At 68.9% G+C, this 12,627-nt stretch carries 12 protein-coding genes and 1 pseudogene; 6 read left to right on the top strand and 7 right to left on the bottom strand.

The features are described from left to right. The first annotated feature begins 28 nt into the window (after positions 1-28). Complete coding sequence (locus H4W30_RS29235; RefSeq protein ID WP_192745747.1) at positions 29-1,282, top strand: HNH endonuclease signature motif containing protein; 1,254 nt, start codon at positions 29-31, stop codon at positions 1,280-1,282. Positions 1,283-1,896: 614 nt separating this feature from the next. Here the strand turns inward: H4W30_RS29235 and H4W30_RS29230 are convergent. Together H4W30_RS29230 and H4W30_RS29225 are read right to left on the bottom strand one after the other, a co-directional pair. After that, positions 1,897-2,148: pseudogene (locus H4W30_RS29230) on the bottom strand (helix-turn-helix domain-containing protein); the annotation flags it as partial. Between the two features lie 32 nt (positions 2,149-2,180). Beyond that, positions 2,181-3,152: a helix-turn-helix transcriptional regulator gene (locus H4W30_RS29225; RefSeq protein ID WP_192745746.1), complete on the bottom strand. Its 972-nt coding sequence runs from the start codon at positions 3,150-3,152 to the stop codon at positions 2,181-2,183. A gap of 77 nt (positions 3,153-3,229) precedes the next feature. Between H4W30_RS29225 and H4W30_RS29220 the strand changes: the two genes are divergently transcribed. Beyond that, positions 3,230-3,568 (top strand): YybH family protein, encoded by a 339-nt coding sequence (locus tag H4W30_RS29220; RefSeq protein WP_192746856.1) that lies wholly within the window; start codon positions 3,230-3,232, stop codon positions 3,566-3,568. Positions 3,569-3,622: 54 nt separating this feature from the next. On the opposite strand, the gene H4W30_RS29215 is transcribed toward H4W30_RS29220, so the two are convergent. From H4W30_RS29215 to H4W30_RS29200, 4 genes are all read right to left on the bottom strand, one after another. After that, on the bottom strand, positions 3,623-4,357 hold the full coding sequence (locus tag H4W30_RS29215) for a hypothetical protein (protein ID WP_192745745.1): 735 nt from the start codon (positions 4,355-4,357) through the stop codon (positions 3,623-3,625). Between the two features lie 293 nt (positions 4,358-4,650). Further along, entirely contained in the window at positions 4,651-6,072 is a 1,422-nt protein-coding gene (locus H4W30_RS29210; protein WP_192745744.1) for an amino acid permease, read from the bottom strand. 63 nt (positions 6,073-6,135) lie between these two features. Further along, positions 6,136-6,765 carry a DUF2238 domain-containing protein gene (locus tag H4W30_RS29205; protein WP_192745743.1) on the bottom strand — a complete coding sequence of 210 codons (630 nt, stop codon included), beginning with the start codon at positions 6,763-6,765 and terminating at the stop codon, positions 6,136-6,138. 34 nt (positions 6,766-6,799) lie between these two features. Then, positions 6,800-7,579, bottom strand: a complete 780-nt coding sequence (locus H4W30_RS29200) for an isocitrate lyase/PEP mutase family protein (RefSeq protein WP_192745742.1) — start codon at positions 7,577-7,579, stop codon at positions 6,800-6,802. A gap of 97 nt (positions 7,580-7,676) precedes the next feature. On the opposite strand from H4W30_RS29200, the gene H4W30_RS29195 reads away from it, so the two are divergent. Then, on the top strand, positions 7,677-7,991 hold the full coding sequence (locus H4W30_RS29195) for an effector-associated constant component EACC1 (protein ID WP_192745741.1): 315 nt from the start codon (positions 7,677-7,679) through the stop codon (positions 7,989-7,991). Between the two features lie 3 nt (positions 7,992-7,994). On the opposite strand, the gene H4W30_RS29190 is transcribed toward H4W30_RS29195, so the two are convergent. Continuing rightward, entirely contained in the window at positions 7,995-9,239 is a 1,245-nt protein-coding gene (locus H4W30_RS29190) for a PucR family transcriptional regulator (protein WP_192745740.1), read from the bottom strand. An 89-nt stretch (positions 9,240-9,328) separates the two neighbouring features. Here H4W30_RS29190 and H4W30_RS29185 point away from each other — a divergent pair, with 89 nt between their 5' ends. From H4W30_RS29185 to H4W30_RS29175, 3 genes are read left to right on the top strand one after another with little or no spacing between them, the layout of a single operon-like run. Beyond that, entirely contained in the window at positions 9,329-10,822 is a 1,494-nt protein-coding gene (locus H4W30_RS29185) for a flavin-containing monooxygenase (protein WP_192745739.1), read from the top strand. Further along, complete coding sequence (locus H4W30_RS29180) at positions 10,819-11,718, top strand: alpha/beta fold hydrolase (protein WP_192745738.1); 900 nt, start codon at positions 10,819-10,821, stop codon at positions 11,716-11,718. The genes H4W30_RS29185 and H4W30_RS29180 overlap by 4 nt, the downstream gene beginning before the upstream one ends. After that, positions 11,715-12,563 (top strand): SDR family NAD(P)-dependent oxidoreductase, encoded by an 849-nt coding sequence (locus tag H4W30_RS29175; protein WP_192745737.1) that lies wholly within the window; start codon positions 11,715-11,717, stop codon positions 12,561-12,563. Before H4W30_RS29180 ends, H4W30_RS29175 begins: the two co-directional genes overlap by 4 nt. The last annotated feature ends 64 nt before the right edge of the window (positions 12,564-12,627 follow it).

Genomic DNA, 12,627 nt, shown 5'->3' with positions numbered 1-12,627 from the left:
GTTCGATGAATTGCGGTATTATAGAGGTGTGTCCGAGACCTTCCTCCCCGAGTTGCCGCAGGAGTTGTGGCGTGCCGGCAAGCTGGAGCTTGCCCATGGTGTGCAGCATTCGTTGCGGGTGATTCGGGTGGCGACCGCTGGGTTGGGGCGGTTCTTGGCGGAGGTCGAGTCTCGGGGCGCGAAAGACTTGTTCGGGCATGGCAGTACGGCGAGTTGGTTCGCGGAGATGGCGGGGTTGTCGCGGGCCGAGGCGGGTGCGGTGGTGAAGCGAGCGATCGCCCTGAACCCCACCCGGGCTTTGGACGGCAACGAAGTTCCGCCTATGGCTCCCGCGACGGCCGCGGTCGCCGCGGAGGGGTTGGTCGGGGACGAACGGATCGATCAGATCCTGGAGATCTTGAAGAGGCTCCCTGCCGATACCTCGGTTGAGGATCGGGCGGTCGCGGAGAAGATCCTGGCCGACCTGGCCCCGAATGCCGGTCCGCACCAGCTCGCCAAGGCAGAGGCGAACCTGCTGGGCTGGCTGGACCCCGACGGCAACGAACCGAAAGACCCCGAACCCAAGGATCCACGCCGCGAGATCACGCTGGAGCGGCGCAGGGACGGCTTCTGGAAGCTGACCGGTCTGCTGGATGACGAGACCGGTGCCCGCACCGCCGCCGCGCTGGAGGCCTACGCCCAGCCGCGACCGGTAGACGAGTTCGGTCAGGCGGACCTGCGGATGAAATGCGAACGCCTAGGCGACGCCTGGGCCGAACTCCTCGACTTGGCGATCGCGTGCCCGGACCAGCCGGGCACCAGCGGCTACCGCACGCTTGTTCATGTCGCCATCGGACTCGACGAGCTGAAATCCGGTCTCGGCACCGCGTGCCTGGACTTCGTCGGCACGATGACCGCCCGCGAAGCCCGACTCGCCGCCTGCGACTGCCTGATGCTCCCGGTCGTGATGAGTGCCGCAGGTGAACCTCTGGATGTGGGTCGGCTGCGGCGGTTCGTCACCCCAGGGCAACGACGCGCGCTGAACATCCGGGACGGAGGCTGCGCGTTCCCGGGATGTCATCGGAAACCGAAGAACTGTCACGCCCACCACATCATCCACTGGGCGGACGGCGGGCCGACGGATCTTCGGAATCTGGTGCTGTTGTGCGGGTTCCATCACCGGCTGATCCACCACGGTGACTGGGAAGTACGCATGGCGGCCGACGGGTTACCGGAATTCATCCCACCGCAGTACCGAGATCCGCTTCGACAACCTCGCCGCAACACCCTGCACCACCGCTGAACCCGAAGAGCCCGCCAGCCACACCGGCGACGGGCCCTTCGGCATGCCCGCAGACAGGCATCGTGGATGCCCGACCCTGCCCTCAGTCACAGGACGAGCGCCTCGCCTTGGCCGCTGGGTTTCCAGCTTCAGAAAACCCTTCACCACCGGCGAACCCCGAGGCATGCCCGCAGGCAAACGGCTTGCGAGCCCACAGCCTCAACCACCGTCTCTCCCCGGCCGAAAACACCACCACCGTCCAGCCCCGAACCAACCGGCAGAAACCACCAGCCCCGGTTCTGCCGGGAAGCCTGCCTGAATCGGACGTCAACCCGGCTTAGGTTCGTGCCCGTTGTTCAGCGGCGACGGACACAGCCGACGCGCTTCGGAACGACCCAGGCGAGGCTGGACCGGCCTCGGCGTTCGAGGAGCATCAGCCTAAGGCCCCGAACCGTCCACATCGGAGCGACCGAGCCGGTCACGGAGACCCCGGCCCGCGCGCGCCGAAACCGGGTCGCCCATCTCCTCTGACAGCGCCGCCCGTTCTCCGAGCGTGTCGATCCGCGCCTGCGTCAGCCCGATGCGTTCGTAGAGTTCCTCGGCCTCGGACAACCGGCGGCGCGCGTTCGCGCGGGGGCGCGGCCCTGCCGCGCGGCCTTCTGCAGACCGGTCAGCTCGTCGTCGGACAACGACAGCGGCGCAGCGAGGGCTTCGATCGTCCGGCGTTGCGGGCTCTTGGCGATCCCGCGTTCCATGTCGCTGATGGCGCGGACGCTCACCCCGGACCCCTCGGCGAGTTCCTCCTGCGTGAGGCCGGCCCGGACGCGGTACTCCTTCAGCAGCACCTTGAAAGTCGTGGCTGCCCCTCCCAGGGCGGCGTTCGTCATGGCCGGATTATCCCGCCCCGCCGCGTTCGGCCTCACCCTTCGCCATAGCGGCTGCTGATCGCGACGGCCCGATCCCGCAGGGAAGCGCGCAACCATGGTGGGGCAACGGCTTCCGCGTCCGTGGCGAGTTGCCACAACGCCCATTCGGCGTGCCGCGCGTCCTGGAAGGTCACCTCCATGCGCAGCCGCCCGTCCTCGGCCGTTTCTTCCGTGAGCACGGCCAGCGCGGTGCCCACCAGCTCGCCCCGCCGCGCCGGAGCCACCAGCACCGACACGACAACCTGGTCCCCTCCGCTCCGGAACCGCGTGCTGCGTTCCTGCCAGGTCCGGTCCAGGTCCACCCGGTCCGGGCGTTGCGCCGGTTCGGGGAGTTCCTCGGCGGCCCGCACCCGGGACAGCCGATAGGTCCGGTCCTCGCCGGACCTCGTGGCCAGCAGATAGCCCCGGTCCCGGACGGTGACCAGGCCGATCGGATCCACCGTGCGCCATTGCGGCGCCCGGCCCTCGGCCGCGTAGTGGATGCGCAGCTTGTGTCCCGCGAACACCGCGCGCCGGATCTCGGAGACGACGGTGTCCGGCACCTCTTCGGCGGCCACCCGGCGCGAAAGCAGATCGGTCTCCGGGTCGATGAGCAGGCGCCGGGCCGCGCCCGCCGCGGTGTCCCGCTGGCCTTCCGGCAGCGCGTCGACCACCTTGAGCATGGCCGACGCGAGCGCCGAGCCGAGACCGAAGGCCTGCGCGCCGCGCCGTGATCCGGCGATCAGCAACGCGAGCGCCTCGTCGTGGTTCAGCCCGGTGAGTTCGGTCCGGAAACCGGGCAGCAACCCGAAACCACCGTGCCTGCCGCGTTCGGCGTACACCGGGACACCCGCCGCCGACAGCGCCTCGATGTCGCGCAACACGGTGCGGGTGGAGACCTCCAGTTCGCGCGCGAGCGTGGTCGCGGACAGGCGGCCGCGGTGCCGCAACAGCAGCACCAGTGAGACCAGCCGGTCGGCGCGCATGGCCGGAACTCTAGCGGAATACACGACACAGGATGTCGTGATTCGCTGCGAGGCTCATCCCCATGACAAGTAGGACTGTGGCCACCGAGCCGAACGATCTGGGCAGGTTCTTCATCGAGCGAGGCAACGCGGGCGATGTCGACGGACTGGTGGCGTTGTACGAACCGGACGCCGTACTGGCGTTCCCGCCGGGCAACATCGCGAAAGGGCACGCGGAGATCCGCAAGGTGTACGAGGAGTTCGTCGCGGCCGCGCCGGAACTCCTGCCGGGCAGGCAGCATCCGGCGCTGGTGGGCGGCGACCTCGCGCTCACGGCGTCCACGCTGACCACCGGTGAGGCGACCATCGAGGTCGCCCGCCGTCAGCCGGACGGCTCCTGGCTCTGGGCGCTGGACCAGCCGGTCTTCGTGCCGTGACGGGACGGCCTGCCGGTGGCGGACCCGCGTCCGCCACCGGCAGGCCGCGCGGTGTCAGAGCGTGCAGTTCCTGGCCGCACCCGTGTTCACCTTGGCTCCGGTGAACTCCTCGATGATCGCGACGTTCTCCGGCGCGTAGTTCTTGGCGACGATCTTGGCCACGTCCGCGCTGCCGAGTTTGGCGGCGTGGGGTGCGGATTGATCCAGCCAGTAGGCGGTCCGGAGGAATTCGACGAGCACGAATTCGCGCAATTCGGGCTGTGCCTTGATCTTGGCCCAGTAATCGGGGTACTTGCTCTTGGCGACACGCAGGTACAGCTGAAGGTAACGCATGTTCGTGGCCGCGATGTCCCGCGAATTGCTCGCGCCGACGCCCTGGATGTACTCGGCGACGACGCTCGCCGCGGGCAATCCCATGAGCCCGGCGTTGAGTTCCGCGATGATCCCCTGCATCCGGTACGAGCCCTGCTGCTGATCCCGCAGGTAGATGTCGTCCATCGAACGCGTGAGATCGTCCGTGATCAGCGGCAGGATCTCGCGGCGGGGGAAGCCGCCGTGGATCGGGACCTTCATCGCCTTCCGGGAAGCGTCGATCCACGCCGAGACGTACACGTCCCACGATGTTCTCGACGGATCCAGGTCCCACATGTGGGTCTCTTCGTGGATCGCCACCATCAGGGACTCGGCGAGCGCGTTGAAACTGGTTTTGTTCACGAACTGGCTGAAGTACTTGTCCTTGGCCTGCGCGATCGCGAGGGCTTCGCCGCTGGGCCAGCGCCGCTTGTACACGGCTTGGATCGTCTGCAACCACTTCGTGGATTGGAAACCGGCCTTTATGTCACTGACGTCGGCTTTCGGTTGTACCGGTTCTTCATAACAGAAGGGAGCCGCCGTCTCTTGCGCGGTAGCGGAGGCGGGGAATGCGGCGAGGGACAGGGCGAGGCACGCGGTCAGCACGGTAATGCCATATCGGCGCATGGGGACCTCGGTTCACGGTAGGGGTTTTCCGTGGGGGCGGACGGAAGTGTCCCCTACCGATCACCGTCACTTCAATGATCCGGCTCGTACTAGGGCTGGACAGGCTAGGAATTATGGCGGCGAACGGGCGAATCCACGGCCAGCCGGGATCGGCGCATGCTGTAACCGAAGTAGATGCCCAGGCCGAGCGCCATCCAGCCGGCGAAGACGATCCAGGTCTCGCCGTCGAGGCTGAGCATCATGTAGCCGCAGCACAGCACCCCGAGGATCGGGGTGACAGGGGAGAAGGGCACCCGGAACGAGCGCGGTGCCTCCGGTTGCCGCTTTCGCAGCAGCAGGACGGCGATGTTCACCAGCCCGAAGGCGAACAGCGTGCCGATGCTGGTGGCGTCGGCCAGCTTCCCGAGCGGGACGAACGCGGCCAGCGTCGCGACGAAGCCGGAGACCACCAGGGTGTTGATCCGGGGCGTCCCGGTTTTGGGGTCCACTTTGGACAGCGAAGCGGGGACCAGCCCGTCGCGCGACATGGAGAACAGGATGCGCGTCTGTCCGTAGAGGACGGTCAGCACGACACTGGAGATCGCCACGATCGCGCCGACGGCCAGCAATCCGGCCCACAGCGGGTTGTCGGACACGGCGCCGAGCACATGCGCGAGCGCGGCCTCCTGGCCGTCGAAGTCCTGCCACGGCAGGGCGCCGACCGCGGCCACGGCGACAAGGCAGTACAGCACGGTGACGATGGCGAGTGAGAGCAGGATGGCCCTCGGCAGGTCCCGCTGCGGGTTCTTCGCCTCCTCGCCCGCGGTGGAAGCCGCGTCGAAACCGATGTAGGAGAAGAAGAGCTTCGCGGCACCGGCGCTCAGCCCGGCCAGGCCGAGCGGCAGGAACGGGGCGAAGTTCGCCGCCCGCACCGCCGAGAACGCGATCGCGCAGAACAGCACCAGCGTGCCGACCTTGATCACGACCATGATCGCGTTGGCCCGCGCGCTCTCCTTCGCGCCGGACAGCAACAGGAACATGGCGAGCAGCACGACGACGATGGCCGGGACGTTGACGATCCCGCCCGAGCCCGGCGGCTGGCTGAACGCGTCGGGGATGGCGAAACCGAACGCCAGCCGCAGTAGTTCGTTGAGGTATTGCCCCCAGCCGACGGCCACCGACGCCACCGAGACGCCGTATTCGAGCACCAGGCACCAGCCGCAGACCCAGGCGACCAGCTCACCGAGCGTCGCGTAGGCGTAGGAGTAGGACGAACCGGACACCGGGATCATTCCGGCGAGTTCGGCGTAAGAGAGCGCCGAGAACAGCGCGGTGACCCCGGCGAGCACGAACGACAGCACGACCGCGGGACCCGCCACGGGGACCGCTTCGCCGAGCACGACGAAGATCCCGCTGCCCAGCGTCGCGCCGATGCTGAGCATCGTCAGCTGCCCGAGGCCGAGTGATCGCTTCAGCGTGCCGTGATCACTGTCGGCGATCAGGTCGGCGACCGGTTTCCGCCGCACCGCCGCGGCTCGCAGAGTCATGCCGAGGACCGTATCTGCCGCGCTGAACACGCAGGACAGGAGATCGTTGCTTGGTTACCTGCATTACAGGCTGTTCGCCGGAATCCCCCGGAGTTGCCGATCGTGCACCCTGCGCCAGACCAGCAGGGAGAGCACCGCGCCGCACAGGCAGAGGAACATGTCCCACTGCGTGTCCCAGACATCTCCCTGGGTGCCGAGGAAATCGTCCGCGCCCGCGCCGGCGATCATCGCGCTGAGCCATTCCACGAACTCGAAACCGGCGGCGATCGTCACGCAGACGCAGACGGTCAGGAACGCGACCCAGGCACCGGGTCGCAGCGGGGTCCGGCGCAGCAGCACCTCGCGCACGGCGATCGCCGGGACGAAACCCTGGACGACGTGGGCGAACCGGTCGTAGTTGTTCCGCTGGGTGCCAAGCCAGCTCTGCACCCATTCCCCCGCCGGGGTCTCCGCGTAGGTGTACTGCCCGCCGTAACACAGCACGATCGCGTGCAGCACCAGCAGCCAGCACAGCAGCCGGGTCAGGGGAAAACGTTTGCGCAGGGCCACCACCAGCGGCAGCCCGATCAGCACCCAGACGACTTCCAGCAGCCAGGTGCCGGGGGACCTGGCGAGGACACCGGTCACCACGAGCACCGCGACCACGGAGCCGGCCAGCAGGATGCCTTCCGTCCGGCCGACTCCGCGCACCATGCGTGGGACCCTACTGCGACGGGCCCCGGCTCGCTCAGTTCAGCTTGCGCATGTCGGCGGGCAGGCCTCCGCCGGCGTAGACGTCTTCGGCCAGCTTCGCCAGCGCGGTGAGCGCGACGTTCTGGCTGAACGGCCCGTAGGACACCCGGGAGACGCCGAGCTTCTGCGCGGTAGCCAGCGGGATCGAGCCCGGGACGCCGATCAGGTTCACCTTGCGCTCGCCCAGCGCCTCGACCAGCTTGGCGACCTGGGCCTCGTCGAGCTTGCCGGGCACGAAGAAGTTCGACGCGCCGGCGTCCAGGTACGCGCGGCCACGGGTGATCGCCTCGGCCAGCACCTCTTCGGGGTCACGGTCGCCCGCCCGGAGGAAGGCGTCGGTGCGGGCGTTGAGCACGAAGTCGATCCCCGCGGACTGGGCGGCGGCGACCGCGGCCTCGACGGCCTTGACCGACTCGTCCAGCGGTTTCATCTGGTCTTCGAGGTTGCAGCCGACCGCGCCGGCCTCGATCGCGCGGGCGACCGTGCCGCCCGGGTCGCCGTAGCCCGCCTCCAGATCCGCGGTGACCGGCAGATCACCCGCCACCCGGACGATCAGGGCGACCTCGGCGATCATCTCGTCGCGGGGGATCACCTCGCCGTCGGGGTAGCCGCGGGCGGCGGCGATACCGTGGCTCGGGGTGGCGAGGGCCTGCGTACCAGGGGTTTCGGCGACGACCTTCGCGGTGATCGCGTCCCACACGTTGACGACGAGCAAGAGTTCGGGGGCGGCGTGCAATTCCTGCAGCCGGGTGGCCTTCTCGGCGATGGAAACCATGCCGTCAATCTAGAGGTTTTCGCGCGGCGGAGCCGATTCCTGTTACGCGCCGGGCCGGGGCGGCGACTGGTAGGGACAGCACTTCGAGGGAGGTCCCATGGAGCTGACGATCAACGCCGCCGGCGACGAACAAGCGCTGACCGAGTTCTACAGCTGGCTCCGCGACGACGCCGACGTGACGCGGTCCGCGACCATCAGCCTCGCGGGTTCGCGGAGCACTGAGGAGCTGGGCGCCTTCGAGGTCATCTGCATGTCCATCGGCTCACTGACCGGGCTGGCGAATCTGGGCATCGCCTGGAGCAACTTCCTCCGCTCCCGCGAGGAGACGCCCCCGTTCACCATCACGGTCGAGGGTGAGCTGACCGCCGAACAACGCGCCATGCTCCGGAACCTGGACCTGCCGCTTTCGTGACCGTCACGCGCCGCTTCCCAGCCACCGCAGCGTTTCCAGCGCGACGGCCACGTCCACCGCGTTCTCCGCCAGCGGCCGGGGGAGCAGTTCGTCGGCTCGCGCCAGCCGCCGGACGACGGTGTTCCGATGGGTGTAGAGCCGTTCCGCGGTCCGTGTCGTGTTGCCGAGTTCGTGCACGTAGGCCCGCACGGTCTCCCGGGTCTCGGCGTCGGCGTGCCGGAGTCCGCCGAGCGTGTCGGCGATGAATTCGCCCGCCTGCGCCGGATCGCCGGTGAGCAGCGCGAGCAGCTGGATGTCCTGGTACCGCGCGATCTGCTGCGGCGAGGTGAGCCGGGCGAGCATCCGCTGGGTGGCGGCGGCGTCCAGATGGCTGCGGCGGAACCCGTCGATCCCGCTGCCGGGCCGCCCCAGCGCGACCCGGACGTCGGGATGCGGCGCGAGGTCTTCGGCGAGCCGGTCCGCGCGCGGCTGGGTCCGGCCAGGCAGCCAGACCCACAGGGCGGCGGCGCTGGCGACGACGGTCAGCCGGTGCGAGGCGCCACTCGCCCGCATGAGCGTCTCCGCGGCGGTTTCGAGCTGCTGGGACGACGGTGTCACCGAGCCGCTCCAGACGATCGCGGCCGTATGCGGCCCGGCGAGCGGGTAACCGAGCTGGGCTTCGGCGCGCGAACGGCTGATGGGCGCGCCTTCCAGCAGCAGGGTGACCGTGGCCCGCCGTTCGGCGTGGGCGCCGCGGGTCAGTTCCGTGCGTTCGGCGGCCATCCGTTCGGACACGGCGGCGACGGTGTCCTCGATGAACGTGGTGATCGACAACGACGAGACGTCCAGCAGCTCGCGGAGCAGGACCGGGTCCGAAGTGAGGTCGAAACAGATCTCGATCCACCGGCGCCAGGCCACGCCCTGCGCCCGCCGGTAGGCGTCGAGGCCGCCGGAGTCGAAGCCGCGGCGCACCATGTCGCGAGCGCCGTCCAGCACCTCCTGGTTCAGATTGGCGGCGACCCGTTCACCGGGGCGCTGCACGTTGGCGGCGGCCCAGTGCAGCAGATTCGCCAGATTGGCGCGTTTGGTCCCCTCGGTGAGCACGGGGTCCTCGGCGACCGCGCGCATACTGTCCCCGCCGAGCGAGGCCTCGTGCAGCTCCTCGATCCATTCGGCGCGTGGATGCAGCACGATTTCCGCGCCCCGCCGGAAGAGGTCACGCGCCTCAGGCGACAGCGTCGGCCACGGCGATGCGGCACTTTGCACCATCCATACATCATGATGGTGCAGATAGCGCTAGCGCAATTCCCCGCCCTCCCCGCATCGTGGAGGCAACCGAGACGAGGCTGGAGTACCGCATGACGACGAGCACCCCCGTCGAGCACCTCGACGTGGTCATCATCGGTGCCGGGATTTCCGGGATCGGCGCCGCGCGCTACCTGAAGACCGAGAACCCGGGCAAGACGTTCGCCATCCTGGAGGCGCGCGGCACTTCCGGCGGCACCTGGGACCTGTTCCGCTACCCGGGCATCCGGTCGGACTCCGACCTCCACACCTTCGGCTACGAGTTCAAGCCGTGGCGGGACAAGCAGTCCATCGCCGACGCGCCCCGGATCCTGTCGTACCTGCGCGAGACGATCACGGAGAACGGCATCGAGCCCAGCATCCGCTACCACCACAAGCTGCTTTCCGCCGCCTGGTCGAGCGACGAGGCCCGCTGGCTGCTCGAGATCGAGCGGACCGACACCGGCGAGCGCACCAGCCTCAGCGCGGGCTGGCTGTTCAACGCCGGCGGCTACTACCGCTACGACGAGGGCTTCACCCCGCGCTTCGAGGGCCGCGACCGGTTCACCGGCACGATCGTGCACCCGCAGCACTGGCCCGAGGACCTCGACTACGCGGGCAAGCGCGTCGTCGTGATCGGCAGCGGCGCCACCGCGGTCACCCTGATCCCGGCGATGGCGGGCACCGCGGCGCACGTGACGATGCTGCAGCGCACCCCGACCTACGTCATGCCGGTGCCGCGCGAGGACAAGATCGCCAACGGCCTGCGCAAGATCCTCGGCGAGGAGCGGGCGTACGCGCTCACCCGCCGCAAGAACATCCGCAAGGGACTGGCGGTCTGGCAGTTCTGCCAGAAGTTCCCGAAGACCGCCCGCGGGCTCATCCGCTACGTCAACAAGAAGCAGCTTCCCAAGGGCTATCCGGTCGACGAACACTTCAACCCTCCGTACGACCCATGGGACCAGCGGCTGTGCGCCGTGCCCGGAGGCGACCTGTTCGCCGCGATCCGCAAGGGCAAGGCCGACGTCGTCACCGACAAGATCGCGACGTTCACCGAAAAGGGGATCCTGCTCGAATCCGGGCGGGAGCTGGAGGCGGACATCATCGTCACCGCCACCGGCCTGAACCTCCAGGTCTTCGGCGGGGCGAAGTTCAGTGTCGACGGGAAACCGGTGATCATGCCGGAAACCGTCGCGTACAAGGGAATGATGCTTTCGGACGTGCCGAACGCCGCTTTCGCGATCGGCTACACGAATTCGTCGTGGACGCTCAAGATCGGCCTGCTGTGCGAGCATTTCTGCCGTCTGCTGGCGCATATGGACGCCCACGGCTACGACGTCTGCCGTCCCGTCCTCGCCGACCCGGACATGCCGACGAAACCGTTCCTGGACTTCGCCGCCGGATACGTCCAGCGCGCTCTCGACCAGCTCCCGCGCCAGGGCGACCGCATGCCGTGGCTGACCTCGATGAGCTACCACTCGGACATCAAGTTGCTGCGCGCGGACGACATCACCGATCCGGAGCTGCACTTCTCCCGCGCCGAAGTCCGGGAAGCGGTGAACTCGTGACCGACGGTTTCGCCGACCTGCCCGGCGGCCCGCGGATCTGCTACCGCGAGGACGGCCCGTCCGACGGGGTGCCGCTGGTGTTGATCGCCGGGCTCGGCCTGGATCTCACTTCGTGGCCGCGGCCGATGATCGAGGGGTTCACCGGCCGCGGCTTCCGCGTGATCCGGTTCGACAACCGGGACGCGGGCTGCTCGGACCGGATCAAGGCGCCGAATCCCGGCAAGCTCCGGCAACTGCTGGCCCGGCCGCTGCCGGACGCCTACGACCTCGGCGACATGGCGGCGGACACCGTCGGCCTGCTGGACCACCTCGGCGTCGAGAAGGCGCATCTGGTCGGCATGTCGATGGGCGGCATGATCGCGCAGACCGTCGCCGCCCGGACCCCCGGCCGGGTCCTGTCGCTGACGTCGATCTTCTCCACCACCGGGCATCGCCGCGTCGGGCAGCCGGCGAAGTCGACGTTGGTGCGCATGGCGCGGCGGCCCGCCCGGACCGTCGAGGAATCCGTGGCAGGGCACCTGTCGCTGATGGGCCACCTCGGTTCGGCCACGTTCCCGCTGGACAAGGACGTCGAAACGGCCTGGGCCGAGGAACTGTGGGAACGGGCCGGAGGACGCCGCGCCCGCAGCGGTATCGCCCGTCAGATCGGCGCGATCCAGGCCAGCGGCGACCGCACCGCCGAACTCGCCCGCATCACCTGCCCGACGATCGTGGTCCACGGCGACACCGACCGCATGGTCCACCACAGCGGCGGGCGGGCGACCGCCAAGGCGATCAGGGGCGCCCGCTACGTCGAAATCCCCGGAATGGGCCACCACATCGCCCCGGACCTGGTCGAGCGGCTCGTCGAGCTCACCGCCGAACTGGCCCTCGACCCGGCGGGAGAAACCCGATGAGCGGTGTTCGCGGCAAGGTCGCCGTCGTCACCGGTGCCGGTTCCGGCATCGGCCGTCAGCTGGCGCTCGAACTCGCGCGGCGCGGAGCCCGGCTCGCGGTGTCCGATGTGGACGAAACCGGGCTGGCCGAAACCGTCGCCGAGGTCAAGGCCCTGGGTGCGGAAGTGCAGGGCGCCGCGCTCGACGTCAGCGACCGGGCGGCCGTGCTGGAGTACGCCACGGCCGTCGCCGCGCAGTTCGGTGTGGTGCACCAGATCTACAACAACGCCGGGGTCGCGGGCGGCGGGCAGACCGTGCTCGACGCGGACTGGGAGCTGTACGACCGGACGCTCGCGGTCAACCTCTTCGGCGTCATCAACGGAACCAAGGCCTTCTTGCCGCATCTGATCGATTCCGGCGACGGCCAGGTCGTGAACATCTCCAGCCTCAACGGTTTCATGGCCCAGCCGACGCTCAGCGCCTACTGCGCCAGCAAATTCGGCGTCCGCGGGTTCACCGAGGCGCTGCGCACCGAGATGATCGCGGGCGGGCATCCGGTGCGGGTGACGGTCGTCCATCCCGGCGGGGTCAAGACCGGCATCGCCTCGGCGGCGTTGAAGGAAGCCGAGGCGCGCGGCATCGAGCCCACCGCCGAACAGCGGGAACGCGTCCGCGTGTACAACGAAAAGCTGCTGAAGATGCCGGCGGATCAGGCAGCCCGCATCATCGTCGACGGCGTCGAGGCCGGGAAACCGCGCGTGCTCGTCGGGAACGACGCGAAACTGGTCGACCGGCTCGTCCGCCTGCTCCCGCGGCGGTACCCGAAGCTGATCGTCGACTTCGAGCGGCGGCGTCTCGCCCGCTAGGGCGCGTTCCGATCGAAGCCGGCGCCGGTACCCATGTCGCGAAAGCCACTTTCGGGACACCAGA

Origin of the sequence: Amycolatopsis roodepoortensis, from assembly GCF_014873915.1 — a bacterium.
GTDB classification, from domain to species: Bacteria; Actinomycetota; Actinomycetes; order Mycobacteriales; family Pseudonocardiaceae; genus Amycolatopsis; species Amycolatopsis roodepoortensis.
This window is presented reverse-complemented; position numbering and strand designations above follow the sequence as displayed.